Raw genomic sequence first — 25745 nt, 5'->3', positions numbered from 1 at the left:
GCCGGTGCCGAGGTGTCCGGTCAGCGCTGAGGCGTACGGGAGGGCAGGGTGAACCACACCGCCTTGCCGTGTTCCGTCGTGCGGTGACCGCAGGACGAGCTGAGCGTACGGATCAGCAGCAGACCCCGGCCGTGTTCCTGCCAGGGGTCCGGCGCGCTGCCGGGCTCCGGATGGGAGAGATCGCCCGGCGGGACCGGATCGCGGTCGTGCACCTCCACCTGCCAGCCGCTCGGCAGGAGCTCCACCACCAGCTCGATGGGCTCATCGCTGCGGGTGTGCTCCACGGCGTTGGCGACCAGTTCGGCAGTGAGGAGCTCGGCAGTGTCGGAATCGGCCGGGGCCTCGATGTCCGCGAGTGCCGTACGGATCAGGGCGCGGGCCACCGGTACGGCCGCCGTCGAATGCGGCAGGGCAATCCGCCAGGAGGCGGGGAGGGGGACATCGGAGAGCACGGCATGGTTCCGTTCCGGAGGTCGTGAACAATCTGGAGGTCGATACTTACGAATTTCAACCTTATGAGGTGAAATGATGCGGACAAGGGTCTGTTGGCCGATATGAGGGGGACGTTCGGCACCACGCTCTCACGCTCCGCTTATTGCGTGCCCGTGACGGCAGTCACGTGCGAGTGATAAGTTCGGTTGCAGGTAGCAGCCCGACGGCTGAAGGGGAGCCCCCTCCATGAGCCCGTTTCCCAGCTCCGCCCCCCGTACGGATGACTGGCGTCATCTGCGGCTGACGACGGATGACGGAGTTGCCACCGTCACCCTCGCCCGGCCCGAGAAACTCAACGCGCTCACCTTCGGCGCCTACGCCGACCTGCGCGACCTGCTTGCCGAACTGTCCCGCGAACGCGCCGTGCGGGCTCTGGTGCTCGCGGGGGAGGGCCGCGGATTCTGCTCCGGCGGAGATGTCGACGACATCATCGGCGCGACACTCGCCATGGACACCGCCCAGCTCCTCGATTTCAACCGCATGACCGGGCAGGTGGTGCGGGCCCTACGTGAAACCCCCTTCCCCGTCATCGCCGCCGTACACGGCGTGGCCGCAGGTGCTGGTGCGGTTCTTGCCCTGGCAGCCGACTTCCGGATCGCCGACCCGTCCGCACGCTTCGCCTTCCTGTTCACCAAGGTGGGCCTCTCCGGCGGCGACATGGGCGCCGCCTATCTGCTGCCGCGCGTCGTCGGCCTCGGCCATGCCACCCGGCTGCTGATGCTCGGCGAACCGGTCCGCGCACCCGAAGCGGAGCGGATCGGACTGATCAGCGAGCTGACCGAAGAGGGCCAGGCGGATGTGCGCGCGGCAGCGCTCGCCCGCCGCCTCGCCGACGGACCCGCCCTCGCCCTCGCCCAGACCAAGGCGCTGCTCACCGCCGAACTCGACATGCCGCTCGCCGCCGCGGTCGAGATGGACGCCGCGACCCAGGCCCTGCTGATGCACGGCGACGACTACGCCGAATTCCACGCCGCCTTCACCGAGAAGCGGCCACCGAAGTGGCAAGGCCGGTAGCGCGATGCCGCCCGACACGAGCGTGACCGGAACCGGGCCCTCCGCCGGGATGATGCCCGGTGCGAATCGGACCGGCGCGACGGCCCCCGGTACGCAGCGGACCGGTGTGAAGCGGATCGCGGTCATCGGCGGCGGCCCCGGCGGGCTCTACGCCGCGGCCCTGCTCAAGCGGCTCGACCCGGAACGCGACATCACCGTCTGGGAGCGCAATGCCCCCGACGACACCTTCGGCTTCGGCGTCGTCCTCTCCGACGAGACGCTCGGCGGCATCGAGCACGCCGACCCCGTCGTCCACCGGGCACTCCAGGCCGAATTCGTACGGTGGGACGACATCGACATCGTCCACCGCGGCGTGACCCAGACCTCCGGCGGCCACGGCTTCGCGGCGCTGGGCCGGCGCAGGCTCCTGGAGATCCTGCACGAACGCTGCGCCTCCCTCGGCGTACGGTTCCGCTTCCGGACCGAGGCCCCGCCGGCCGCCGAGCTGTCCGCCGCGTACGACCTGGTGATCGCCGCCGACGGTGTGCACAGCCTCACCCGTGCCGCTCACGCCGACACCTTCGGCCCCCGTCTCACCACCCACCGCTGCCGCTACATCTGGCTCGCCGCCGACTTCGCCTTCAACGCCTTCCGCTTCGAGATCGCCGAGACCGCGTACGGGGTGATGCAGCTCCACGGCTACCCCTTCTCGGCCGACGCCTCCACCGTCATCATCGAGATGCGCGAGGAGGTCTGGCGGGCCGCCGGATTCGACACCTGCGACGTGGAGCACTCGACCCTGCGCTGCGCGAAGATCTTCACCGACGCGCTCGGCGGCCGGCCGCTGCGCTCCAACAACTCCGCCTGGCTCTCCTTCCGTACCGTCGTCAACGCGCGCTGGTCGCACGGCAACACGGTCCTCATCGGCGACGCCGCCCACACCGCGCACTTCTCCATCGGCTCCGGCACCAAACTCGCCGTCGAGGACGCCCTCGCGCTCGCCGCCTGCATCGAGGAACAGCCCGATCTGGCCGGTGCGCTGTCCGCTTACGAGGCCGAGCGCCGGCCGGTCGTCGAGTCGACCCAGCGGGCCGCCGCGGCCAGCCTGCGCTGGTTCGAGGAGCTCGGCACGTACGTCGACCAGCCGCCCCGCCAGTTCGCCTTCAACCTCCTCACCCGCAGCCGCCGCGTCACCCACGACAATCTGCGGCTGCGCGACGCCTCCTTCACCGCCGCCGTCGAGGAGGAATTCGGCTGTGCCCCCGGCACCCCGCCGATGTTCACCCCGCTGCGGCTGCGCGGTCTCGAACTCCGCAACCGCGTCGTCGTCTCGGCCATGGACATGTACTCGGCCGTCGACGGCGTCCCCGGCGACTTCCACCTCGTCCACCTGGGGGCACGCGCACTCGGCGGCGCAGGGCTTGTCATGACGGAGATGGTGTGCGTCAGCGCCGAAGGGCGTATCACCCCCGGCTGCACCGGCCTCTACACCCCCGAACAGGCCGCCGCCTGGACCCGGATCACCGAATTCGTCCATGCGAGCGCACCCGGTACGGCCATCGGCGTCCAACTCGGCCACTCCGGGCGCAAGGGCTCCACCAAACTGATGTGGGAGGGCATCGACCAGCCCCTCGACCACGGCAACTGGCCGCTCACCGCCGCCTCCCCGATCCCGTACGCCGACGGCGTCAACCAGGTCCCGCACGCCCTGGACCGGGCCGGTCTCGACGCCGTGCGCGAGCAGTTCGTATCGGCGGCCCGGCGCGCCGACCGCTGCGGCTTCGACCTGCTGGAACTCCACTGCGCCCACGGCTATCTGCTGTCCGGCTTCCTCTCGCCCCTCACCAACCACCGCACCGACGAGTACGGCGGGTCGTTGGGAAACCGGCTCCGCTTCCCCCTGGAAGTCTTCGACGCGGTCCGCGCCGACTGGCCCGACGACCGCCCCATGACCGTCCGTATCTCCGCCACGGACTGGGCCGAAGGCGGCACCACGGCCGAGGACGCCGTGGAGATCGCCCGCGCCTTCGTCGCCCACGGTGCCGATGCCATCGACGTCTCCACCGGTCAGGTGGTCCCCGACGAGCGCCCCGAGTACGGCCGCTCCTACCAGACCCCGTACGCGGACCGCATCCGCAACACGTTGTGCGTGCCCGTCATCGCGGTCGGTGCGATCTCCTCCTGGGACGACGTCAATTCACTGCTTCTCGCGGGCCGGGCCGACCTCTGCGCCCTGGCCCGCCCGCATCTCTACGACCCGCACTGGACGCTGCACGCAGCGGCCGAACAGGGCTACAGCGGACCGGGCGCACCCTGGCCGCTTCCGTACCGCGCGGGCAGCCGCACCCCGCCGACGGGCCGCACGGACGCACCGAAGCCCCGGCTCACCCTGGGGTGAGCGTTCGCCTCGCCGTCCGCCCCGCGCCACCGGCCCATTCCCGGGTCAGTCCTCCCGCAGCCGGAAACGCTGCAGCTTCCCGGTGGCGGTCCGGGGGAGTGCGGGCAGGAACTCGATGTCGCGCGGGCACTTGTGCGGAGCCAGTTCGCTCTTCATGTACGTGCGCAGCTCCTCGGCCGACAGTTCCGCACCCTCGCGCAGTACCACGTACGCCGCCACTGTCTGGCCTCGCAGCTCGTCGGCCCGGCCCACCACCGCGGCCTCGGCCACCGCGGGGTGGCGCAGCAGCGCGTCCTCGACCTCGGGGCCCGCGATGTTGTAGCCGGAGGAAATGATCATGTCGTCGGCGCGGGCGACGTAACGGAAGTAGCCATCCGTGTCGCGCACGTAGGTGTCGCCGGTGAGATTCCAGCCGTGCGCCACGTAGTCCCGCTGGCGTTCGTCGGCGAGATAGCGGCAGCCGACCGGACCGCGTACGGCGAGGAGACCGGGCTCCCCGTCCGGCACCTGCCTGCCCGCGCGGTCCAGCACCCGGGCCTGCCAGCCGGGCACGGGAACTCCGGTGGTGCCGGGGCGGATCGCGTCGTCGGCGGCGGAGATGAAGATGTGCAGCAGCTCGGTGGCGCCGATGCCGTTGATGATGCGCAGGCCCGTCCGCTCGTACCAGGACCGCCAGGTGGCGGCCGGAAGGTTCTCGCCGGCCGAGACACAGCGCCGCAGCGCGGTCAGATCGTGCTTGTCGATGTGGTCGAGCATCACGCGGTAGGCGGTCGGCGCGGTGAACAGCACCGAGACACGGTGGGCGGCGAGCGCGGGCAGCAGTTGCGTCGGGCCGGCCTGTTCGAGCAGCAGGGCACTGGCACCGGCCCGCAGCGGGAAGATCACCAGACCGCCGAGCCCGAAGGTGAAGCCGAGCGGCGGACTGCCCGCGAACACATCGTCGGACGTCGGGCGCAGGACATGGCGCGAGAATGTGTCGGCGACGGCGAGCACATCCCGGTGGAAGTGCATACAGCCCTTGGGGCGTCCGGTGGTGCCCGAGGTGAACGCGATCAGCGCGACATCGTCCGCCGCCGTGTCCACGGGGCGGTACGGCCCCGGCCTGGCCTCGGCCAGATGCAGCAGATCGTCCGGGGCGTCACCTCCGTACGCCGTGATGCGCAGCCCCGGCACCTGCGCCTTCACCAGGTCGTCGATCGCCCGGATGTCGCACAGCGCGTGGCTCACCCGGGCGATCGAGCAGATGGTGGCGAGCTCGGCGGACCGCTGCTGGGCCAGCACCGTGACGGCGATCGCGCCCGCCTTCAGCACCGCGAGCCAGCACGCGGCCAGATGGGGTGTGGTGGGGCCGCGCAGCAGAACGCGGTTGCCGGGGACGACGCCCAGACCGGAGGTGAGGACATGGGCGATCCGGTCCACCTGGTCCCGCAGCTCGCCGTAGCTCCAGACTCCGCCGTCAGGGGTACGGAAGGCGGGCCGGCCGGGGCCGAAGCGGGCGACCGTGCGGTCCAGCAGTTCGGCCGCGCAGTTGAGGCGGGCCGGATAGTGCAGTTCGGGCAGGTCGAAGAGCAGTTCCGGCCACTGGTCCGGGGGTGGCAGGTGCTCCCTGGCGAAGGTGTCGAGGTGCGCTGAGGTCTTCGGGTCCATCACGGATCGCCCCCTTGTCGCCTCTGGAGCGTATCGTTTGGGTGACGGTAGTCAACGGTCCGCGATAAGACCGACCGGCACATGGGGGGTGGGAGAAGGAGCGGGGCTGGGTGCGTGCAGCTGCAAGGCGGAGGATTGAGGCAGATGGGGTCTCCCCTGCTCGAGCGCAGCCGAGAGCTTGGGGAAGGAGCCATGGTGATTGACGACAACGCGGCAGATGTGCGTGCCCGGCCCCGCGACGCCGCACCCCATCTGCCGGTCGGTCTAAGACGAGAAGACGGGACGCGCCCGCGCGGGCGCGTCGGACACCGACAAGAGAGGCGCCGGTATGACGGCATTCTCGCTCGATCCGGCACAAACCGCCTGGTGTGAGGAGCTGAGAGTCCTTGCCGAGCAGCAACTGCGCCCCCTCGCCGAGAAGGGCGACCCGGGCCACGTCAACCGCCCCCTGATCGCCGCACTCGGTGAGTCGGGCCTCCTCGGCCGGCTGCTGAACTCCGGCGCCCTCGACCTCTGCCTGCTCCGCGAGTCCCTGGCCCGCGGCTGCACGGAGGCCGAGACCGCACTGGCCCTCCAGGGCCTCGGCACCCATCCCGTGGTCCGGGCGGGAACCCCGGCCCACCGCGAACGCTGGCTCCCCGAGGTGCGCGCGGGCCGCGCCGTCGCCGCCTTCGCACTCAGCGAACCGGGCGCGGGCTCCGACGCGGCGGCCCTCGCCCTCAACGCCGAACACGCCCCCGGCGGCTGGCGGCTGACCGGCGAGAAGTGCTGGATCTCCAACGCGCCCGAAGCCGACTTCTACACCGTCTTCGCCCGTACGACCCAGGGCGCCGGATCCCGTGGCGTCACCGCGTTCCTGGTGCCCGCAGACCGCCCCGGACTGACCGGTACCGCCCTCGACATGCTCTCGCCGCACCCCATCGGTTCCCTGGTCTTCGACGGCGTCCCGGTCACCCCCGACGATGTGCTCGGCGAACCGGACCGCGGCTTCCGGGTCGCCATGGACACCCTCAACCTGTTCCGCCCCAGCGTCGGCGCGTTCGCCGTCGGGATGGCCCGCGCCGCCCTCGACGCCACGGTGGCGCACACCGCCCGACGCACCGCGTTCGGCGGCCCGCTGAAGGACCTTCAGGCCGTCTCCCACCAGGTCGCCGAGATGGCCACCCGTACCGAGGCCGCACGGCTCCTGGTGTACGCGGCCGCCGCCGCGTACGACGCGGGCGAGCCCGGCGTACCGCGCCGCGCGGCCATGGCGAAGCTGTACGCCACCGAGACCGCGCAGTACGTCGTCGACACGGCCGTCCAACTGCACGGCGCCCGCGCCCTGCGCCGCGGCCACCTCCTCGAACACCTCTACCGGGAGGTCCGCGCCCCACGGATCTACGAGGGCGCCAGCGAGGTCCAGCGCACGATCATCGCCAAGGAGCTGTACACGAACCGGGAGGCGTCCGCATGAGTCCGGTCCACCGGATCAACCCCGCCGAACTGTCGCCGCCCGCGGGCTTCTCGCACGCCGTCACGGCCACCGGCGGCCGGCTGATCTTCCTGGCCGGGCAGACCGCCCTCGACCAGGACGGCAAGGTCGTCGGGGCCGGCCTGCCCGAGCAGTTCGCGACGGCGCTCACCAATCTGCTCACCGCCCTGCGCGCGGCGGGCGGCTCCCCGGCGGACCTGGCCAGGGTCACGGTGTACGCCACCGACGTGGCCGACTACCGGGCCCATGCCGCAGAACTCGGCCGGATCTGGCGGCAGTCGGCCGGCCGCGACTATCCGGCGATGGCGGTCATCGGCGTGGCGAGGCTCTGGGACGAGCAGGCGCTGGTCGAGATCGACGGGGTGGCGGTACTGCCGTGAACGCGCCGGTCCGCGGTCCAGGGCGACGGCCGGCCCGAGTGGACACCTGCCGACGGATGGCGCGGCATGGCACCGCCCGGGCGCCCGTGGCTGAGCACCCGAACGGTGCGCGTGCTCGCCGTCGAGGGCGAGTTCACCGGCGTTCGCGCCGCCGGAGAGAGGTCAGGCTGCGCCGCCCTTCGCGTATGCCGTCAGCTCCGCGAGGAACTCCTCGCGCGTGGCGGGCGCCGCCCAGGAGATCTCGATCGCGTTGCGCTGGAGGCGCACCAGGTCGGCGTCGGAGAGCGCAGCGGGCTCACGCAGGGCGGCCAGGTTCTCCGCGACATAGCCCGGGAAGTACGCCGGGTCGTCGGAGTTGACCGTCACCTTCACGTCCTGGTCGAGCAGGGCCCGGATCTCGTCGGCCTTCATGCCATCGGTGACATGCGCATTGGAGATCGGACACACCGTCAGGCCGAGGCCGCGCTCGCGGATCCGCTCGATCAGGGACGGGTCCTCCAGAGCGTTCACCCCGTGATCGATGCGGTCGACGCCGATCTCCTCGATGACCTGGCGGATGTGCTCCGTCGAGTTCTTCTGGTCGACGTCGCAGTGCATCGTCAGGCGGAACCCCTCGGCGCGTGCCCGGGCGAATACCTCGCGGAACTTCACGGGCGGGTTGCCCGCCTCGTCCGAGTCCAGACCGACGCCGGTGATCCACTCCTTGTAGGGGAGCGCCTGCAGCAGCGTGGCCATCGCGAACTCGGCCTGGAAGTCGCGCAGGAAACACATCACGAGGCGGCCCTTGAAACCGGTGGCGCGCTCGGCGTCGTCGAGGGCACGGGTCAGACCGCGGACGACGGTGTCGAAGGCGACGCCACGCGCTGTGTGCGCCTGCGGGTCGAAGAAGATCTCCGCGTACCGCACGTTCTGGGAGTGCGCCTTGGCCGCGTAGGCCGCCGCGAGGTCATAGAAGTCCTGCTCGGCGCGGAGCACGGACATCCCCTCGTAGTAGACGGAGAGGAAGCCGGGCAGGTCGTGGAAGTCGTACGCGGCGCGCAGCGCTGCCTCGTCGGCGTAGGGCAGGTCGATGCCGTTGCGCTGCGCCAGCGCGAACTTCAGGCTGGGTTCGAGGGTGCCCTCGATGTGCAGGTGCAGCTCGCACTTGGGCAGGCCGGCGATGAACGCGTCCACGGGGGCGGGGGCGTTGGTCATGGTGAACTCCTCGACTGGCTCGGTCAGTTGGCGGCGGGGTTCAGGATGTCGACGACGTCCTGGGTGTGGTGGCTGACGACGCCCAGGTCGGTGATGGCGTACTCGGGGATGGCGGTGATCTCCAGGAAGATCAGGTAGCCGAAGGCGGAAGGAAGTTCGCAGCCGAGCACACGGGCGGCGGCCTCCAGACGGTCCTCCGCGGCTGCCATCTCCTCAGGGGTGAGGTCGGCGACGATACCGGCCACCGGCAGCGGCAGGAACTCCTTGATCTCGCCACCGTCCACGACGACCTGACCGCCGCCGTGCTCCGCCAGGTGATTCACGGCGAGGGCCATGTCGGCGCGGTCGGCGCCGACGCAGACGATGTTGTTGTCGTCGGGTGCGGCGGAGGAGGCTATCGCGCCGGAGCGCAGGCCGAACCCGTTGATCATCGCGGTGACGGTGCCGCCGCCGTTCTTTCCGTAGCGTTCGGAAACCGTGACGTACAGGGCGTCCTGTGCGAGGTCGGCGCGGACCGTGCCGTCCACGACCGGCAGGGCCATGTCCACGCCCTTGCGCACGAACGGCACGGTGCGGTCCATCTCGACGACCAGGACGCGGGCCTCGTCGCCCTCGGCCGGAACACCGATCGAGCCCTCGGTGAGCGGGGCGACCTGAAAGGCCGGCGAGAGGGCGGCGGAGCGCTCGGGGGCCTGCGGGGCCTCGACGGTCCGGCCGTCCCGCGCGACCAGCCTGCCGCGCGCGAACACCCGCTCCACCTGGAACGACTCGGGGGAATCGACGATCAGCACGTCCGCGTAGCGGCCCGGCGTGATCGACCCGACGAGGTGGTCGATGCGGTACATCTCCGCGCAGTTGAGCGTTGCCATCTGGATCGCCTCGACCGGCCGCACGCCCGCCCTGATCGCCATGCGCACCAGCTTGTCGAGGTGGCCCTCGCGCAGGATGTCGGCGACGTGCATGTCGTCCGTGCAGAAGCCGACGCGCCGCGACTGGGCACCGAACTCGGTGACGGTGCGCACGTTCTCGTTCATGAAGTGCGCCACCGACGACTCACGGATCAGCAGCGACATGCCCGCGCGCAGCTTCTCCAGTGCCTCCTCGGCGGTGTAGCTCTCGTGGTCGAGCCGGACGCCCGCGGCCGAGAGCGCGTTGATCGTGGTCGTCGCGGCCATGGGCGCGCAGCCGAAGATCGGCAGACGGTTGCGGTGGGCGAGTTCGAGGGCGCGCAGCACCTTCTCGTCGCGGTTGAGGACGAACTCGGCGACGGTCTCCCAAACGCCGAAGCAGTCCGCCCAGTCCTGTGTCTCGGCGTGCTCGTCGGGCCCGAAGGAGAAGCCGACCGTGGTCTCGGGCAGCGTGTACGGCGTCTTGAACGGCGCCCCCCAGAAGATCTTCATCGGGCTGGCGTCCGCCTCGCGCAGCGCCTCGCGCACCCCGTTCAGACCGGCCACGACGAGGAACTGGTCGAGCCCGGAGACGACCGAGGTGGTGCCGTACCGGACGGCGGCGTCGGCGAACATCGTCACCGACAGCTTCGAGCACTCCAGGTGCAGGTGTCCGTCGATGAGCCCCGGCGTCAGGTACTTGCCGGTCGCGCCGACGATCTCGGTGTCCGGGCCCTCGTACGCCGAGACGTCACCGGTCGCGGCGATCCGGTCGCCCGTGATGGCGACATCGGCCGGGTAGATCTCGCCGGTACAGACGTTGACGAGCTGTCCTCCCCTGATGACGCGATCGGCCTTGACGACGCCCTCGGAGGCATCGATGAGTGCGCGGAGGCTGGGCTGGTTCATGAGGTTGGCTCCAGAAGGTGGTACGAGGACGGAGACGGGGCGGAGAGGGAAGCGGGACGGATCAGGCGTCGGAGGTCAGCTCGGCCTCGGCCCGCACGGCGCGGCGGGCGAGCAGCCAGTAGGAGACCCCGGCGACGAGGGCCCCGGCGAACACCGAGAGGTCCAGGCCGCCGGCGGCGCGGGACAGCGGGCCGACGAACACGGTGGAGTTGACCCAGAGCACGGCGGCGGCGAGGCCGAGCAGTACCGCGAGCAGACCGGCCGGGCGGACGCCGCCCCGGTGCCAGTAGATGCCCCGGCGGCCGGTCTCCTCGGGGAACAGCGACGGCACGTCGTAGCGGCCCCGGCGCAGCGCCCAGTCGGTCAGGTAGACGGCGGCCCACGGGCCGAGCCAGAGCACGATCAGGCTCAGGAAATTCGACAGCAGGGTGTAGAAGTCGGCGGAGAAAACCGCCCACAGCGTGATGCCGGTGCACAGCGACAGGTCGATGAAGACGACCATCCAGCGCTTGATCGGCAGGCCGACGGCCAGCAGGTTCAGGCCGGAGGAGTACATGTCGGTGGTGTTCACGGCGAGCAGCGAAACGATCGCGAGCAGCAGGTACGGCGTGCTGAACCAGCTGGGCAGGATCTCCGGCAGACCGGAGATCGGGTCCGTGGCATTGGTGGTCGCGGTGGCGACGGCAGCGCCGAGGACCTGGAGCAGGATGTTGGGCACCATGCCGCCGAGCGCGGCGCACGCGAACACCTTGCGGGGCGCGGAGTCGGCGGGCAGGTAGCGCGAGTAGTCGCTGCCCATGCCGGCCCAGGACAGGCCGCCCGAGGCGGTGACCATGGCGAGGACCAGGGAGACGGTGACGAGGGAGGGCGCCTCGCCGTGGGTGCCGAAGTCCGCCTGGGGGAAGACGAGGAACGCCATCACCGCGAACATCGCGGCAAAGATCCAGGCGAAGTACTTCTGCACCTTCATGATCAGGTGGTATCCGGCCAACGGCAGCAGCATCTGCAGACCCGCGGCAACGGCGATGACCAGCAGCTTCACGGGTGTATCGGTGGTGATTCCGGCCTGGTCGAGCAGCGCGAGCCCGGCGAGCACGATCAGCACCATGCCCCCCGCCTCGAAACCGACGAGCATCACCCAGCCCAGCAGCGCCGGGAGCTTCCCGCCGCGCGGACCGAAGGCGGCCCGCGAGATCGAGTGTGTGGAGGTGCCGGTGCGCGGGCCCTGGAGGCTGGTCAGACCGGTGACGGCGAAGCCCAGCACGTTGCCGGCGACGATCAGCGCGACCGCGTACCAGAAGGACAGGCCGAAGGAGACGACGAGCGCTCCGTAGACGACCGTGAAGACGGTGGTGTTGGTCCCGGCCCAGAGCCCGAGGAGCCGGGTCGGCCCGCCCTGGCGCTCCTCGGCGGGTACGGCGTCGATGCCGCGCTGCTCGACCGTGAAGACGGAGGCGCTGGACGCGGTGGACGGGGTGGATCCGGGCGGGGCGGCGGTGGTGGCCTCGGCCATGGTCGGCAGGCGTCCTTTGCGGACTCGCGTCCCGGCCAGGAGGGACGGGACGGGGGATGTACGGGGAGGTCCGGCGAAGCCGGAACAAGGGGTGCACGACGGTGTGCGAGGGGTTGGCAGCCGGCAGGGCGCGCCCGGGGTATCCGCGAAGGCGTTGCCCAAACGTTTTGGCAACCTGAAGCGGACGCTACTGCCTAAACGTTTTGGCAGTCAACCGGTAAGCTCACCGGCATGTCAGACGTCACAGAGCCGACGGGCGGCACGCCTCGGGAAGCACGTGCCGGTTCCCGTACGCCGGGTGCGCGCAGGGGGGGCGGGCTGCGCGAGGTCGCCCGCCGGGCCGGTGTCTCCGTCACGACCGCCTCGCACGCGCTCAACGGGGTCGGCCGGGTCGGTGCCGGGACCCGCGAGCGGGTTCTCGCCGTCGCCGCGGAGATCGGCTACCGCGCCAATCCCAACGCGCGTGGGCTGCGCGGCGCCCGTACCGGGCTGCTCGGCCTGACACACCGCACCGCCGTCGAGGGCGGCATCACCGACATCGAGTACTTCGTGAAGATCGTGAACGCGGCGACCTGGACGGCGATGGCGCACGACTACTCCCTCGTACTCGTCCCGCCGTCGCTGGACGGGCGCCCCTTCGACTCGTTGCCGCTGGACGGCACCATCGTCATCGACCCGCTCACCCGGGATCCGCTGCTGAGCCGTCTCTCCGGCATGGGGGTTCCCGTCGTCACCACCGGCCGCGACCTGTCCCGCAAGGACGCCTTCCCCTGGGTCGACAACGAGCTGTCCACCTGTGCCGTCGCCGCCCTCGAACATCTCGCCGCCACCGGCGCCCGCCGCATCGGGCTGCTGACCGGTTCGACCGGCCAGTCCTACGACGAGGACGCGGCCGACGCCTACCTCGACTGGTGCGACCGTACCGGCCGCCCCGTGCTGATGGACCGGGCCGAGTCCGGAACCGACTCCACCGCCGCCGCGCACCGCCTGCTCAGCCGCCCCGACCGGCCCGACGCCCTGTACGTCGTGATGGAGAAGTTCGGCTTCGCCACCCTCGCCGTCTGCCGCGAGCTCGGCCTCGGCGTCCCCGACGACGTACAGATCGTGGTGGGTGCCGACGGAGAGTTCGCACGCAGCGCGCGCCCGGAGCTGACCGCGCTCGACCTGGCACCCGAGGAGATCGGCAGACAGGCGGCCGAGCTGCTGATCGACGTGATACGACGGCCGCCTCCGGCCGGAACCAAGCCCGAACACCGTCTCGTCCCGGCCAAGCTGCTGCCGCGCGCCTCCACCCGGCCGGCGGCCGAGCGCTGAGGGCGCTCGGCGCAACGGAGGATGTACGCGGGAGCGGCGTGCCAGTCGGCCCGCCCGCTCCGGCGTGGTCGGGCAGCGCATGCCGGATTGCCGGGCGTCCGTCAGACGTCTTCGTCCTCGGTCGCGCCGACGGTGCTACTCGCCCGCCCGGCAACGCGCGGACCGGCGCGGATCAGTAGGGCTTCACCAGTTCATGCCCCGCGCCCGCGATGCCGACCTTCAGCAGCTCGTCCTCCTCGGGCGTGGTCTCGGTGCCCGTCTCCTGCTTGAGCACCGCACGCGACATGGCCTGCACCCACATGGCCCGGGGGCGACGGCGCGCCTCCCACGCTTCGAGGGCCGCGGTGACACCGGCCTCGGCGTCCAGCGACTCGGCGAGCACCAGCGCGTCCTCGACGGCCATCGCCGCACCCTGCGCGATGTGCGGGGTGGAGGCGTGCGCCGCGTCACCGGCCAGCACCACGCGGCCCACGTGCCACGGTTCCTCGACCGTCACCTGGGAGATCCGCGAGTACACCACCGCCGCCGGGTCGGTGACGGCGGCCAGCGCCTCGGCGACCGGCCCGGAGAACATCGCAAGCCGCTCCGTGAGCTGCTCATGGGCCCGCTCGGGGTCCGGCCGGAAGTCCTCGGGCTCCGCGAACACCGCACCCAGGTACATCAGTTCATCGGTGATCGGGGTGAGCAGCGCCTTGGCCTCCTTGCCCGCGGTGCCCATCACCACCCCCCGCACCCCGGGCTGCCTGGGCACCGTCACCCGCCAGTTGGCGAAGCCGGTGTACTCGGGGGCGTAACGGTCCCCGTACAGCCGGGTGCGCAGCGGCGAACCGATGCCGTCGAAGCCGACCACCAGGTCCCAGCGGCCGGTGGAGCCGTCGGAGAGGGTGACGTCCACGCCCGAGCCGTCGTCGGCCAGTTCGGTGATGGTGGTGCCGAAGCGGATCACGGCCCCGGCGGCGACGGCTGCGGCGTTCAGCACCCGGGCCAGGGCGGGGCGCGGGATGCCGTTGTTGGAGGGGGCGTCGCCCATCCGCGGCTGCGGTATCTCGGCGAGCGTGTTGCCCGCAGGGTCGGCGATGGTCAGGATCTCCCACTCGAAGCCTGCCTTGAGGCAGTCGTCGAGAACGCCGATCTCCCGCATGACATGGAGGGCGTTGGACGGCTGGATGATGCCGACGCCGAGGGCCTCCAGCTCGTCGCGGAGCTCGGCGACCTCGACGGTGTGGCCGCGTCGGGCCAGCGCGGTGGCGAGGGTGAGCCCGCCGATGCCGCCGCCGTGAATCAGGACGCGCAGGGGTGATGCCATCTCAGGTTTCTCCAGAGCGAGAAGAATAGGACCGGTCGGCACATGGGGGGCGTCTCCCGGTCCCCATGCGCCGGCCGGTCCAGGGGGGAACGAACGGTCAGCCGGCCGCGACGGGCAGGCTCATCAGGTGGTCCACCAGGGCCAGGAGCACGTCCCGGCCGAACGGCCGCTCACGGACGTCGCCGACCAGCAGTGGAACATGCGGATCGAGGTCGAGAGCGGCCCTGATCTCGTCCGGCGTACGGGTGTTGTGGCCGTGGAAGCAGTTGATCGCGACCACGAACGGGATGTCCCGGCTCTCGAAGAAGTCGATCGAGGCGAAACTCGTCTCCAGCCTGCGGGTGTCGGCGATCACGACACCGCCGAGCGCCCCGTTGACCAGGTCGTTCCACATGAACCAGAAGCGTTCCTGGCCGGGGGTGCCGAAGAGATAGACCACGAGCTCGGGACTGACCGTGATCCGGCCGAAGTCCAGGGCCACGGTGGTCGTTTCCTTCTGGCCGACACCGGCCAGGTCGTCGACGCCGACGCTGGCCGTGGTCAGGTACTCCTCGGTGCGCAGCGGGGCGACCTCGCTGACCGCGCCCACCATGGTGGTCTTGCCGACGCCGAAACCTCCGGCGATGAGGATCTTGACGGCGGCGGGGGCCGCCTGACTGCTTGTCATTTTGATTCAGAGTCTCCGGAGTCCGTCACGAACGGCGGCCAGCATGCCCATGTCGGTCCCGCCGGCCACCCGCGCCACCGAGAGCGGGGCACGGGCCAGCAGCAGGCCCTGGGCGACGAGGTCGGCCAGCAGGATCTTGGTCACCGACACCGGGAGGCCGAGGCCGGACGAGACCTCGGCGACCGCGGTCGGGCGGTGGCAGCGCTCCAGGATCAGCCGGTGCTCAGGCTGGAGCCTCCCCGGCAGGATCGGCGCACCGTGCTCGTCCCGTGGGTCCTGCGCGGTCGTGAGCACGGTGATGAGGGTGAAGTCGTCCCGCTCGGGAGCGGTCCGGCCGTGGGTGATGGTGTACGGGCGCACCATCGTGTGCGCCCCGTCCTCCTCGGCCTCCTCCTCCCAGTACGGGGTCACGTGCGCTGCCCGTCCCCGGTGCCGAAGGCGTCGAACTCACTGCGGGCCGGGGTGCCGAGCTTCTGGCCGACCTGCTGTACGAGGTTGTGCATGGCGAGCGACATGATCTCGGCATCCACTTCCTGGGAGGCGATCACGGCCAGGTGGGTGCCCTGGGCGGCCGAGATGATGAAGAGCCAGAGGTCCGCCAGCTCGACGATCACCTGGTGCACGCCGCCGCCGTCGAAAAGCTGACCGACACCGCGGGCCAGGCTCTGCTGGCCGGTGCAGATGGCGGCCAGTCGCTCGGCGTCGGGACGCTCGATGGTGCGCGAATGGCTCACCACCAGACCGTCGTCGGAGAGCAGGACGGCGTTCCGGGTCTCGGCCACCGAGTCCACCAGGCCGTCGAGCAGCCAGTCGAGATCCTGGTGAGTGGCGGTTGTGCGTGTCATGACCGATCTTCTCTCGTAGGGAGGGGGGTGGCGGGCGGTGCGGGCTGCGTCGGCGGTTCGTCGGCCGCGCGGGCTGCGCGGGACCGTCGCTGGAAGGCTCCGATCGCGGCTCCGGCACGGCGCGGGGCCGGTCGCAGCAGCGGGTTCTCGGACCTGCTCTGCGGCTTGGGTGCGGCGGACGGGGCAGCCGGGCCGGTCCGCAGCTCGTCCACCAGGCTGGCCTGCCGTACCCGGCGCGGCAGCGGGGGCTCCGCACCGGGCGCGAGCGGGGCGGGCCGGTCGGGCCCGCCGTCCGCACGGACGGCGTCCGGCTCCGGCGGCGCCGGGTGGTCGGGCACGGAGACCGGCAGCTGTGCGGGACGGTCCGCCCCGATGCCGGTGGAAGGGTACGGAGTCCCGTACGGCTGCTGCGGGGACGGGTACGGCCCCTCGGGCGTTGCATACGGCGGCTGGTCCACGGGGTACTGGCCGGCGGCCGTCATGTAGGGCTGCTCGGTCGCGCCGTACGGGGCCTCGTGCGCGGTGTACGGCGCAGCCGGTGCGGCGTACGGGCCGGCGGGCGCCCCGTACGGCATGTCCTGCGCCGGGACCGTGTTCTCCGGCGCCGGGTGGGGCTCTCCACGGCCGCCCGTGAACGCGTTCTCGGACGCCTGGTACGGCTGCTGTTCCTGCTCCGGTGCCGAGTAGGGCTGTTCGGTCACCGTGTACGGCTGCTCGGCGGCGGTGCCGGGCGCGCCGGCCGTGTTCAGCGCGGTGACTCCGGCCAGTGCCTGGCCCTGCACGCGGGTGGGCAGTGCGTCACCGGACGCGGGGGCCGGCTCGGGGGCGGTGGGCGCGGCAGTGGGGGAGGGCACGCCGACCGGGCCGGACTGCGGCTCGGAGACGGTGAGTTCGTCGGGGACGAGCACGACCACCCGCGTACCGCCGTACGCCGAGGTACGGAACTCCACCCGCAGGTCGTGCTGGTTCGCGAGCCGTGCGATCACATACAGACCCAGACGGATGTCGTCGGTGTGGGCCAGCACGTCCATCCGGGGCGGCCGGACCATCAGCTCATTGGCCGCGGCCAGCTGGTCCTCCTCCATCCCCAGGCCCCGGTCCTCGACCTCGATGACCAGACCGCGGCTCACTCTGGCGGCCCTGACCTCGACCGGGCTCGGCGGCCGGGAGAAGCTGAGCGCGTTCTCGATGAGCTCGGCCAGCACATGGGAGACCGGGCCGACGGCTCGCTCCGACAGCCAGGGGCTGCCGTCGAGATCCAGCACCACACGCCGGTAGTCCTGCACCTCGCCCTGGGCGGAACGCATCACGTCCAGCAGCGGAACCGGCTTGCGCCAGCGCCGGTGCGGGGTACCGCCCGCGAGAATCACCAGGTTCTCCTCGTACCGCCGCAGTCGGGCGGTGAGGTGGTCGAGGTCGAAGAGACCGTCCAGCACCTCGGGGTCCTCGTGCTTGCGCTCCATCTCGTCCAGCTTCTTCAGCTGCTGGCCGATCAACTGCTGGGTACGGCGCGCGATGCGCTGGAGCAGCCGCTCGAAGCCCCGGTGCTGGTCGGCCTGTTTGACGGCTGCCGTAAGCGCACTGGTGCGCGCCAGGTTGAGCGCGTCGCCGAGCTGGGTCAGCTCGTCGGTCTTGCTGCCCTTGCTGCCCTTGCTGTCGTGCTCGATGGCGCGGGCCTCGGCCTCGACATCGATGCGCTCGCCCTGTCCCAGCCGCTCGACGACATCGGGCAGGGCCTTCTCCAGTTCCTCGGCCCGCTCCTGCAGGCTGCCGATCCGGCGGCGGAGGTTACGGGTGAGGCGCCAGGTGGTCCAGATGACCGCGATCACGGCCACCAGGCCGATCACCGTGGTCAGCACCGTTCTGAGCAGGAGCGACATCACATGGCTCTTGGCCTCATCGATCACGAGGGTGGTGCGGTGCTCCAGCAGCTTCTCGATCTGGGGATCGAGTTCGTCCATCGCGCCGCGCCAGGTCTTCTCCTTGGCGTCGATGGCGACAAACCCGGAGGCGTCGGCATCGGCCGGGCGCAGCACCTGGTTCTCCACCCGCGTCTTGGTCTTCCAGGCCGAACTGTGGGTGATCTGCTCCCACATGGCCTTCTCGTCCGGCGGCAGATAGGGGACGACCTTGGTGGAGTACTGGAGCGACTGGCCGGAAACAGCCTCCCGGACCTGCTTCAGTTCCTCGGTGCTCAGCTTTCCCTCGGGCCAGCCGCGCGCCAGCAGGGCATCCGAACGGGAGATCATCTCCTTGGTCCAGAACAGATCGACCAGCGGCTGCGAGAGCGTGGTGATCCTGCCGTCGTCGACATGGCTGAGCGCGGTGAAGAGTTCCAGGTCCACCGTGATCAGGTCCGTGTAGTAGCCGTACACGACCTTCTGCTGATCGCTGCCGCCCTCGTCGACGAGGGCGCGCTGGGCGGGCAGTTGGTTCATCGCCTCGCGGGCCTTGTCGACCGCGTCACGGACCTCGGCGGGGGCGTTGTCGGCCGATATGTCGGAGAGCGACTGGAAAGTCTTGACCGCGTCATCGGTCAGCCTGCGCTGCCGCTCCAGCGCATCGGTGGCTCCCTTGTGCCGGGCGAGCGCCTCGGCGCTGAGCCGGCGCTCCTCCTGCAGGTTGTAGTACACGATGTTGGACGGCTGGCCTGCCTTCTCGGCCAACTGTCCCTGGGCTGCCATTCGTTGGAAGTCCAGCAGGGTCTGACCACTGGCGACGGCCCAGAGGGCGGCCAGAGCGACGCCGGGAATGATGGCGAGTACGAGCAGGGCCGTCCGCAGCGACATCGTGGTCGATTCGGTCCGCCGTGAGGCGCGCGTGCGCAGAGCGTGCTCCTTGACGATGATGCCAGCCTCACGACTGGTCAAATCCATTGAGAACTTCGATACATAGATATTAATCACGCTGCAAAAATGAAAAGAAAGTGGGCTCACAAGTGCATCACTGATCAGATCCGGATGTGCCCGGTTCGGGCCGGTTCGAGTAGCGGGCCGGGTGCTCGCGGGGACGCCGGGAGGCAGGTCTGGCGAGAGCACGGGTGAACACACCGCGCCGGGCCGGGTGCGGCGCGCCGTACGGGTGATGCGCCGTCAGGGATATATCTGTATTTAGTGCCCTTTGCCCGTGATGCATCGCCCAGACCCCGGACGCCCGGCCGGGGCGGGCGCGGGACGCCCCCCGGGGTCGTATGACCGCGCTCATCGTCTGCCACTTCGTCCTGGCCGCCTGTGCGCGACCATTGGTACGAGCGCTGGGCAGGCGCGCCTTCGTCGTGCTCGCGCTGCCACCGGCCGCCGCCACCGTGTGGGCGGCCACGCAGTGGGACACCGCCGCGTCCGGCGGCTCGGTCACCTGGTCGTGGCAGTGGATGCCGGCCTACGACGTCACCGCCGATCTGCGACTCGACGCGCTCGCCGAGCTGATGGTGCTGCTCGCGGCCGGAATCGGCACGCTCGTCCTGCTGTACTGCGCCTCGTACTTCACCGACGAGACCCCGCAGCTGGCCGGCTTCGCCGGAAACCTCCTCGCGTTCGCGGGCGCCATGCTCGCCCTGGTCCTCGCCGACGACCTGATCTCGCTCTATGTGTACTGGGAACTGACCACGGTCTTCTCGTACCTGCTGATCGGGTACGACAGCGAGCAGAAACACAGCCGCCGCTCCGCGCTCCAGGCGCTCACCGTGACCACGCTCGGCGGCCTCGCGATGTTCGTCGGCTTCCTGATCATCGGTCAGTCGGCGGGCACCTACCAGATCTCCGCCATCCTCGCCGACCCGCCCGGGGCGAGCCTCGCCGTTTCGGTCGCGGTGGTGCTGATCCTGTGCGGGGCCCTGTCGAAGTCGGCGATCTGGCCGTTCAGCCTCTGGCTGCCGAACGCCATGGCCGCGCCCACCCCCGTCAGCGCCTATCTGCACGCCGCCGCGATGGTGAAGGCCGGTGTCTACCTGGTCGCCCGGCTCGCCCCGGGCTTCGCCGACGTGCCGCTCTGGCGACCCGTCGTGATCGTCCTCGGCGCCACGACCATGCTGCTCGGCGGCTGGCGGGCGCTGCGCCTGAACGACCTCAAGCTCGTCCTCGCCTACGGCACCGTCAGCCAGCTCGGTTTCCTCACCCTGCTCGCCGGGGTCGGCAACCGGGACGCGGCACTGGCCGCCGCGGTCATGATCCTGAGCCACGCCCTGTTCAAGGCCCCGCTGTTCCTTGTCACCGGCATCGTCGACCACGCGGCCGGCACCCGCGATCTGCGCAGGCTCTCCGGCGTCGGCCGGGCACTGCCGCACGTCCTCGCGGTCGCGGCGGTGGCCGCGGCCTCCATGGCCGCCCTGCCCCCACTGCTCGGCTTCGCCGCGAAGGAGGCCGCGTTCGAGGCGCTGCTGCACGGAAACACCGCGGACCGCTGGGCGCTCGGCATCACGGTCGCGGGCTCGGCGCTGACCGTCGCGTACACCGTCCGGTTCGTCTGGGGCGCCTTCGCCCGAAAGCCCGGGGTCGAGGACACCCCCGTGCACCGGGTCGGATGGGCGTTCCTCGCGTCGCCCGCCCTGCTCGCGGTCTGCGGTCTTGTGCTGGGACCGGGCGTCGGACGGACCGACCGGCTGCTCAGCGCGTACGCCGACACGTTTCCCCCGTCCGCGCATCCTTACCATCTCTCGCTCTGGCATGGATTCGGGACCACCCTGCTGCTCTCGGCCGTCGCCATCGCGGGCGGCGTGGTCCTCTTCATGGGCCGCACCACCGTGACCCGGCTCTCCCGGCGGATCGCCTGGCCCACCGCGGACAGTGTCTTCGGACACCTGCTGCTCGGCCTGGAACGGTTCTCCCTCCAGCTCACCGGCTTCGTCCAGCGCGGCTCGCTCTCCGTCTACCTCGCCACCACCCTGCTCGTGATGCTCGCCGGCCAGCTCACCGTCCTCGGCGTGGACCGGCCCTGGAGCGGAGCGGCCGCCCCGAGGGCCTGGGACGTCCCGCTGCAGGGCGCCATCGCCGCACTGACCTGTGCTGCCGCGCTCCTGTGTCTCACCGTCAGCCGCCGGATGAAGGCCGTGGTCCTGGCCGGACTGACCGGATACGGGGCCGCGCTGCTCTTCGTCGTCCAGGGTGGCCCGGACCTCGCGCTCACCCAGTTCTGCGTCGAGACCGTGTCGATGATCGTGTTCGTGCTGGTGCTGCGGCGGATGCCCGTCCACTTCCAGGAGTCGGTCAGTACCTGGCGGCGGGCCGCACACATTCCGGTGGCGCTGGCCGCGGCGGCGACGCTCGGCGTGGTGGTGTGGGTCGCGGCGGCCGCCCGTACGGCGGCCCCGGCGGGCGCGGCCATGGTGGAGGAGACCGCCCACCATGGACTCAAGGACGTCGTGGCCACCATCCTGGTCGACCTGCGCGCCTGGGACACGATGGGGGAGTCCGCCGTGCTCGCGGCCGCGGCCATCGGGGTGACGAGCCTGATCTATCTGCACCGGCGCACCGAGGGACCGTGGCTGCGGGAAGAGGTGCGGGGGCGCACCGCCTGGTCGTTGACGGCCCCCGAGATGACGGGACTTCCGTACGGCGACGAAGGGGCGCCGGAGCGCAGCTGGCTCGCGGCCGGCTCGACGCTCGCACCCGAGCACCGCTCGATCGTCTTCGAAGTCGTGGCCCGGCTGCTGTTCCACCCGGTCCTGGTGCTCTCGCTCTATCTGCTGTTCTGCGCGGAGAACATGCCGGGCGGTGGCTTCGTCGCCGGGCTCGTCGCCGGGCTCGCCCTGATCACCCGCTACCTGGCGGGCGGCCGTTTCGAACTCGCCGAGGCCGCGCCGCTGCAGCCCGGACTCTTCACCGGCCTCGGGCTGTTCATCTCCACCGGCGTCGCCCTGCTCGGCCTGGCCGAGGGAACGGTCCTGCACGCCTGGACCCACCACGGCCGGCTGCCCCTGATCGGCGAATACCACCTGAGTACCGCGGTCCTCTTCGACTTCGGGGTTTATCTGCTGGTCCTTGGCGTGGTGCTGGACATCGTGCGCGCGCTCGGCGCCAAGATCGACCGGCAGACCGAGCGGGCGGCATTCGAAAGGGCCGCCGCGGCGAGCACCGGCGCGCCACCGGGCCCGGCACCCGGGACGGGAGGTGCCCCCGGATGACGGTCAGCTTCTCGCTCCTGGCCACCGCCGCGGTGCTGTGCGCGGTCGGCGGCATCCTCATGCTCACCCGGCCCCTCACCCGCATCCTGCTCGGCGCGGTGATCGCGAGCAACGGCATCAATCTGCTCGTCCTCGCCGCGAGCGGACCGGCAGGCCGGGAACCGCTCCTCTACGGCGTCCCGCTGTGGCAGGTCACCGACCCCCTGCCACAGGCCATCGCGCTCACCGCGATCGTCATCACCCTCGCCACCACGGCGTTCCTCCTCGCCATGGCCTACCGCAGCCACCAGCTGACCGGCACGGACGAGGTCCACGACGACCTGGAGGACCGGCGCATCGCACTCCGCTCCGAAGTGCTCGGGGAACGGGACGAACTGCGCGAGCGGTACCGGGCCGCCACCGACGTCACGGACGAGGAACGCGCCCGATACCGCGAGGAGCGCCGCCGCCTGAGGGCCAGGCTGCGCGCCGACCGCGCCCTGCAGGCCCGCGGCCGGTACGCCACCGGGGACCTCTGGCACGACGTACTGGGCGCGGACCCCGCGGACTACGTCCAGCAACAGGGCCACACCGCCGACGCCGACCCAGGAGCCACCGGATGAACGCACTCGTCCCCCTGCCGGTGCTGCTGCCGCTCTGCGCCACCGGCCTGAGCCTCGCCTTCGGCACCCGGCTCAAGCAGGTCCAGCGCTTCATCAGCGTCGCCGTGCTCACCGCCGTACTCGGACTCTCCCTCGCCCTGATGATCGCCGCCGACACCAGCGGCCCGCTCTCCGTCCACCTCGGCGACTTCGCACCACCGCTCGGCATCACCCTGGTCGCCGACCGGCTGTCCGGGCTGATGCTGACCGTCTCCTCCGCCATCACACTCTGCGTGCTGGTCTACTCCCTGGGCCAGGGCATGGCCGACCGGGACGAGGAAACACCCGTGGCGGTCTACCACCCCGCGTATCTGATCCTGGTCGCCGGGGTGTCCTGCACCTTTCTCGCCGGTGACCTCGTCAACCTCTATGTCGGCTTCGAGATCATGCTGGTCGCCAGCTTCGTCCTGCTCACCCTCGGCGGCACCGGACCCCGCGTCCGCGCAGGCTCCACGTACGTGATCATCTCGCTGTTCTCGTCGATGCTGTTCCTCACCGCAATCGCCATGACATACGCGGCGGCCGGCACCGCCAACTTCGCCCAGCTGGCCGGCCGGCTCGCCGCACTCCCGCTCGGGGTGCAGACCCTGATCCAGGCGATGCTGCTCACCGTCTTCGCCATCAAGGCCGCCGTCTTCCCGCTCGCCGCCTGGCTCCCCGACTCGTACCCGACCGCGCCCGCCCCCGTCACCGCGGTCTTCGCCGGTCTGCTCACCAAGGTCGGTGTCTACTCCATGCTGCGTACGGAGACCCTGCTCTTCCCCGGCAACCGGCTCGGCGACCTGCTGATGGCCGCCGCGCTCGCCTCGATGGTCATCGGCATCCTCGGAGCCGTCGCCCAGACCGACCTGAAACGGCTGCTCTCCTTCACCCTCATCAGCCACATCGGCTACATGGTCTTCGGTATCGGCCTCGCCACCCGGGACGCGTACGGCGGAGCGATCGTCTACGTCGCCCACCACATCACCGTCCAGACCACGCTCTTCCTGGTGGCGGGGCTCATGGAACGCCGGGGCGGCACCACCGAACTCACCCGGATCGGCGGACTGGCCAAGGCCGCCCCGCTGCTCGCCGTCCTCTTCTTCGTACCCGCCATGAACCTGGCCGGCATCCCACCGCTGTCCGGATTCATCGGCAAGCTCGGGCTGATGCGGGCCGGTGTCGCCGACGGCAGCGTCTGGGCGTGGATCCTCGTCATCGGATCGGCCGTGACCAGCCTCCTCACGCTGTACGTGATGGCCAAGGTCTGGAACCTGGCGTTCTGGCGTGCCGCGCCCCCTGGTCAGGCTGCGGACGGCACCGTACTGGAGGCCGACTCCGAGGAGGAGGACAACGACATCGACGAGGGCCCCGACCACATCCGGGGCAGCGGCGACGAACCGGTCCGCCCCCGCCACCAGCCGGCCGGGCGCGCGGTCGCGGCCACCCTGCACGGACATGCCGTCACCACCACCAGGAAACTGCCGAGGCCGATGACCGCGGCCACCGCGGCAGCCGTCGCCCTCGGACTCGCCTTCACCGTGTTCGCCGGACCGCTGACCTCGTACACCGACCGCGCGGCCGCCGAACTCCTCGCACGCGCCCCCTATGTCGAGGCGGTGCTCGGCCGGTGAAACGCCTTTTCGAGCTGTCCTTCCGGAACAAGGACCTACCGCCCTTCAGCTGTGAGTTCGGTGGGCGGGGACGCGTGCTCGACCTCCCGCTGATCGCCTGGCTCACCCTCATCTGGGTACTGCTGTGGTCCAGCCTGAACTGGGCCAACGTACTGACAGGTCTGCTCGTCGCGGTCGCCGTCTGCCTGGCCTTCCCGCTGCCCCGGGTCGACCTCGGCCTCCGCCTGCACCCATGGGGCATCCTGATGCTCGCCGGCTATCTGCTCTACGACATGTACACCTCGGGCGTACGGGTCACCCGTCAGATCTTCGTCGGCCATCCGCACCGGGCCGCCGTCATTGCCGTACCGCTGCGCTGCCGCTCCGACCTCATGCTCGCGGCCACCGCCGTCGCCGTTTCCAATGTGCCCGGCGGATCGGTCGTCGAGGTGCGCCGAGCCACGGCCACCGTCTTCCTGCACGTCCTCGACGCGGACAGACCCGCCGCACTCGAGGCGGCGCGGCACTCCGTCTGGCGGCTCGAGGAGCTGACGGTACGGGCCTTCGGTACCCCCGACGAGATCGCCCGCGTCGCCGAACCGCCTCCGCCGATCAGGCACGACAGGGGGGACGGCGCATGAGCGTGCCGGAGACCATCGACCGGGTGCTGCTCACCGGGGCCGTCGTCATGATCATCATCGCCGGAGCGGGGCTCCTCGCCCGGATCCGGCGGGGCCCCTCCATGCTGGACCGGGCCATCTCGCTGGATGTGTGCGCCGCCCTCATCATCGCGGGCCTCGGCGCCAAATCCGCCTTCGCACGCGACCCGTTCTACTTCCCGATCATGCTGGTGCTGGCCTTTCTCGGGTTCACGGGGTCGGTCGGCATCGCCCGTTTCATCGCCGTACGCGACCGGCCGGCGCCACGACGTGGAGCGGACGGAACCGGGAACCGGGGCGGACGCGACGGCGGCGAGGGGGGAGCACGGTGAGCGCCTGGCTCCAGACCTGCGACACGGCCGGCGCGGTTCTGGTCTTCATCGGTGCGGCGATCTGCCTGCTCGGCGTGATCGGAATGCTGCGGCTGCCGGACGTGCTGTCCCGCAGCCACGCCGCCACCAAACCGCAGACGCTCGGCATGCTCCTGGTCCTGGCCGGGGTGGCCCTGAGGCTGCGCAGCGGTATGGACCTCGGCACGCTCGGGCTGATCGGCTTCTTCCAGCTGATGACCGGACCGGTCGCCGCCCACCTGGTGGCGCGGTCGGCCTACCGGACCGGCCAGACCGGCCAGAGCGAGCTGCTCTTCGACGAACTGGACGAGCAGCTGACCGAGGAGAGGTGAGGCCCTGCGGACCGCCGCAGCGGCGCGGAACCGT

The 25745-nt window shown here is 70.9% G+C and carries 21 protein-coding genes; 11 read left to right on the top strand and 10 right to left on the bottom strand.

The genetic code is table 11. The features are described from left to right. Positions 1-20: 20 nt before the first annotated feature. Complete coding sequence (locus tag ACH4EW_RS13235; RefSeq protein WP_398255456.1) at positions 21-452, bottom strand: ATP-binding protein; 432 nt, start codon at positions 450-452, stop codon at positions 21-23. Positions 453-678: 226 nt separating this feature from the next. Between ACH4EW_RS13235 and ACH4EW_RS13230 the strand changes: the two genes are divergently transcribed. Continuing rightward, positions 679-1506: an enoyl-CoA hydratase family protein gene (locus ACH4EW_RS13230; RefSeq protein WP_398255454.1), complete on the top strand. Its 828-nt coding sequence runs from the start codon at positions 679-681 to the stop codon at positions 1504-1506. A gap of 52 nt (positions 1507-1558) precedes the next feature. Beyond that, on the top strand, positions 1559-3883 hold the full coding sequence (locus ACH4EW_RS13225; RefSeq protein ID WP_398256040.1) for a bifunctional salicylyl-CoA 5-hydroxylase/oxidoreductase: 2325 nt from the start codon (positions 1559-1561) through the stop codon (positions 3881-3883). 45 nt (positions 3884-3928) lie between these two features. Here the strand turns inward: ACH4EW_RS13225 and ACH4EW_RS13220 are convergent, their stop codons facing one another. Then, complete coding sequence (locus ACH4EW_RS13220; protein ID WP_398255452.1) at positions 3929-5530, bottom strand: AMP-binding protein; 1602 nt, start codon at positions 5528-5530, stop codon at positions 3929-3931. Positions 5531-5858: 328 nt separating this feature from the next. On the opposite strand from ACH4EW_RS13220, the gene ACH4EW_RS13215 reads away from it, so the two are divergent. Next, complete coding sequence (locus tag ACH4EW_RS13215) at positions 5859-6986, top strand: acyl-CoA dehydrogenase family protein (RefSeq protein WP_398255450.1); 1128 nt, start codon at positions 5859-5861, stop codon at positions 6984-6986. After that, positions 6983-7384, top strand: a complete 402-nt coding sequence (locus ACH4EW_RS13210) for a RidA family protein (RefSeq protein WP_398255447.1) — start codon at positions 6983-6985, stop codon at positions 7382-7384. Before ACH4EW_RS13215 ends, ACH4EW_RS13210 begins: the two co-directional genes overlap by 4 nt. Before the next feature lie 162 nt (positions 7385-7546). On the opposite strand, the gene add is transcribed toward ACH4EW_RS13210, so the two are convergent. The 3 genes from add to ACH4EW_RS13195 form a co-directional block, all read right to left on the bottom strand. Further along, a complete protein-coding gene (gene add / locus ACH4EW_RS13205; RefSeq protein WP_398255444.1) occupies positions 7547-8578 on the bottom strand; it encodes an adenosine deaminase in 1032 nt (343 codons plus the stop codon). Positions 8579-8601: 23 nt separating this feature from the next. Beyond that, positions 8602-10374, bottom strand: coding sequence for an adenine deaminase C-terminal domain-containing protein (locus tag ACH4EW_RS13200; protein ID WP_398255441.1), 1773 nt, complete (start codon positions 10372-10374; stop codon positions 8602-8604). Positions 10375-10435: 61 nt separating this feature from the next. Beyond that, positions 10436-11887 carry a purine-cytosine permease family protein gene (locus ACH4EW_RS13195; protein WP_398255439.1) on the bottom strand — a complete coding sequence of 484 codons (1452 nt, stop codon included), beginning with the start codon at positions 11885-11887 and terminating at the stop codon, positions 10436-10438. 231 nt (positions 11888-12118) lie between these two features. Between ACH4EW_RS13195 and ACH4EW_RS13190 the strand changes: the two genes are divergently transcribed. After that, positions 12119-13201 carry a LacI family DNA-binding transcriptional regulator gene (locus ACH4EW_RS13190; RefSeq protein ID WP_398255436.1) on the top strand — a complete coding sequence of 361 codons (1083 nt, stop codon included), beginning with the start codon at positions 12119-12121 and terminating at the stop codon, positions 13199-13201. 172 nt (positions 13202-13373) lie between these two features. Here the strand turns inward: ACH4EW_RS13190 and ACH4EW_RS13185 are convergent, their stop codons facing one another. From ACH4EW_RS13185 to ACH4EW_RS13165, 5 genes are all read right to left on the bottom strand, one after another. Beyond that, positions 13374-14507 carry an FAD-dependent monooxygenase gene (locus ACH4EW_RS13185; protein ID WP_398255434.1) on the bottom strand — a complete coding sequence of 378 codons (1134 nt, stop codon included), beginning with the start codon at positions 14505-14507 and terminating at the stop codon, positions 13374-13376. Between the two features lie 97 nt (positions 14508-14604). Next, a complete protein-coding gene (locus tag ACH4EW_RS13180) occupies positions 14605-15174 on the bottom strand; it encodes a GTP-binding protein (RefSeq protein WP_398255431.1) in 570 nt (189 codons plus the stop codon). Between the two features lie 6 nt (positions 15175-15180). Next, complete coding sequence (locus ACH4EW_RS13175; protein ID WP_398255429.1) at positions 15181-15585, bottom strand: DUF742 domain-containing protein; 405 nt, start codon at positions 15583-15585, stop codon at positions 15181-15183. Continuing rightward, complete coding sequence (locus ACH4EW_RS13170) at positions 15582-16019, bottom strand: roadblock/LC7 domain-containing protein (protein WP_398255426.1); 438 nt, start codon at positions 16017-16019, stop codon at positions 15582-15584. The genes ACH4EW_RS13175 and ACH4EW_RS13170 overlap by 4 nt, the downstream gene beginning before the upstream one ends. Next, on the bottom strand, positions 16016-18895 hold the full coding sequence (locus ACH4EW_RS13165; protein ID WP_398255424.1) for a nitrate- and nitrite sensing domain-containing protein: 2880 nt from the start codon (positions 18893-18895) through the stop codon (positions 16016-16018). Before ACH4EW_RS13165 ends, ACH4EW_RS13170 begins: the two co-directional genes overlap by 4 nt. Positions 18896-19209: 314 nt before the next feature. Here ACH4EW_RS13165 and ACH4EW_RS13160 point away from each other — a divergent pair, with 314 nt between their 5' ends. Genes ACH4EW_RS13160 through mnhG form a run of 6 tightly spaced genes read left to right on the top strand, consistent with a single transcriptional unit; the run spans position 19210 to position 25711 of the window. Beyond that, entirely contained in the window at positions 19210-22137 is a 2928-nt protein-coding gene (locus ACH4EW_RS13160) for a Na+/H+ antiporter subunit A (protein WP_398255422.1), read from the top strand. Next, the gene (locus ACH4EW_RS13155; RefSeq protein ID WP_398255420.1) at positions 22134-22739 is read left to right on the top strand and encodes a Na(+)/H(+) antiporter subunit C; all 606 of its coding nucleotides are present in this window, start codon (positions 22134-22136) and stop codon (positions 22737-22739) included. Before ACH4EW_RS13160 ends, ACH4EW_RS13155 begins: the two co-directional genes overlap by 4 nt. Next, a complete protein-coding gene (locus ACH4EW_RS13150; protein WP_398255417.1) occupies positions 22736-24391 on the top strand; it encodes a Na+/H+ antiporter subunit D in 1656 nt (551 codons plus the stop codon). Before ACH4EW_RS13155 ends, ACH4EW_RS13150 begins: the two co-directional genes overlap by 4 nt. After that, positions 24388-25011, top strand: coding sequence for a Na+/H+ antiporter subunit E (locus ACH4EW_RS13145; protein WP_398255415.1), 624 nt, complete (start codon positions 24388-24390; stop codon positions 25009-25011). The genes ACH4EW_RS13150 and ACH4EW_RS13145 overlap by 4 nt, the downstream gene beginning before the upstream one ends. Then, positions 25008-25361, top strand: coding sequence for a monovalent cation/H+ antiporter complex subunit F (locus ACH4EW_RS13140; protein WP_398255412.1), 354 nt, complete (start codon positions 25008-25010; stop codon positions 25359-25361). The genes ACH4EW_RS13145 and ACH4EW_RS13140 overlap by 4 nt, the downstream gene beginning before the upstream one ends. Then, positions 25358-25711 (top strand): monovalent cation/H(+) antiporter subunit G, encoded by a 354-nt coding sequence (gene mnhG, locus ACH4EW_RS13135; RefSeq protein WP_398255410.1) that lies wholly within the window; start codon positions 25358-25360, stop codon positions 25709-25711. The genes ACH4EW_RS13140 and mnhG overlap by 4 nt, the downstream gene beginning before the upstream one ends. The last annotated feature ends 34 nt before the right edge of the window (positions 25712-25745 follow it).

This window comes from Streptomyces sp. NPDC018000, from assembly GCF_044328025.1.
Classification (GTDB): domain Bacteria; phylum Actinomycetota; class Actinomycetes; order Streptomycetales; family Streptomycetaceae; genus Streptomyces.
Note: the sequence above shows the minus strand (reverse complement) of the source record. Positions and strands in the feature narration are given on the sequence as shown.

What these genes read in the sequence shown, in the direction of transcription:
- ACH4EW_RS13160 (WP_398255422.1), top strand. Translation starts at nt 19,210, where the DNA reads ATGACCGCGCTCATCGTCTGCCACTTCGTCCTGGCCGCCTGTGCGCGA.
- ACH4EW_RS13170 (WP_398255426.1), bottom strand. Translation starts at nt 16,019, where the DNA reads ATGACACGCACAACCGCCACTCACCAGGATCTCGACTGGCTGCTCGAC.
- ACH4EW_RS13185 (WP_398255434.1), bottom strand. Translation starts at nt 14,507, where the DNA reads ATGGCATCACCCCTGCGCGTCCTGATTCACGGCGGCGGCATCGGCGGG.
- ACH4EW_RS13140 (WP_398255412.1), top strand. Translation starts at nt 25,008, where the DNA reads ATGAGCGTGCCGGAGACCATCGACCGGGTGCTGCTCACCGGGGCCGTC.
- ACH4EW_RS13220 (WP_398255452.1), bottom strand. Translation starts at nt 5,530, where the DNA reads ATGGACCCGAAGACCTCAGCGCACCTCGACACCTTCGCCAGGGAGCAC.
- ACH4EW_RS13230 (WP_398255454.1), top strand. Translation starts at nt 679, where the DNA reads ATGAGCCCGTTTCCCAGCTCCGCCCCCCGTACGGATGACTGGCGTCAT.
- ACH4EW_RS13225 (WP_398256040.1), top strand. Translation starts at nt 1,559, where the DNA reads ATGCCCGGTGCGAATCGGACCGGCGCGACGGCCCCCGGTACGCAGCGG.
- ACH4EW_RS13150 (WP_398255417.1), top strand. Translation starts at nt 22,736, where the DNA reads ATGAACGCACTCGTCCCCCTGCCGGTGCTGCTGCCGCTCTGCGCCACC.
- ACH4EW_RS13210 (WP_398255447.1), top strand. Translation starts at nt 6,983, where the DNA reads ATGAGTCCGGTCCACCGGATCAACCCCGCCGAACTGTCGCCGCCCGCG.
- add (WP_398255444.1), bottom strand. Translation starts at nt 8,578, where the DNA reads ATGACCAACGCCCCCGCCCCCGTGGACGCGTTCATCGCCGGCCTGCCC.
- ACH4EW_RS13200 (WP_398255441.1), bottom strand. Translation starts at nt 10,374, where the DNA reads ATGAACCAGCCCAGCCTCCGCGCACTCATCGATGCCTCCGAGGGCGTC.
- ACH4EW_RS13180 (WP_398255431.1), bottom strand. Translation starts at nt 15,174, where the DNA reads ATGACAAGCAGTCAGGCGGCCCCCGCCGCCGTCAAGATCCTCATCGCC.
- ACH4EW_RS13165 (WP_398255424.1), bottom strand. Translation starts at nt 18,895, where the DNA reads ATGGATTTGACCAGTCGTGAGGCTGGCATCATCGTCAAGGAGCACGCT.
- ACH4EW_RS13190 (WP_398255436.1), top strand. Translation starts at nt 12,119, where the DNA reads ATGTCAGACGTCACAGAGCCGACGGGCGGCACGCCTCGGGAAGCACGT.
- ACH4EW_RS13155 (WP_398255420.1), top strand. Translation starts at nt 22,134, where the DNA reads ATGACGGTCAGCTTCTCGCTCCTGGCCACCGCCGCGGTGCTGTGCGCG.
- ACH4EW_RS13215 (WP_398255450.1), top strand. Translation starts at nt 5,859, where the DNA reads ATGACGGCATTCTCGCTCGATCCGGCACAAACCGCCTGGTGTGAGGAG.
- ACH4EW_RS13195 (WP_398255439.1), bottom strand. Translation starts at nt 11,887, where the DNA reads ATGGCCGAGGCCACCACCGCCGCCCCGCCCGGATCCACCCCGTCCACC.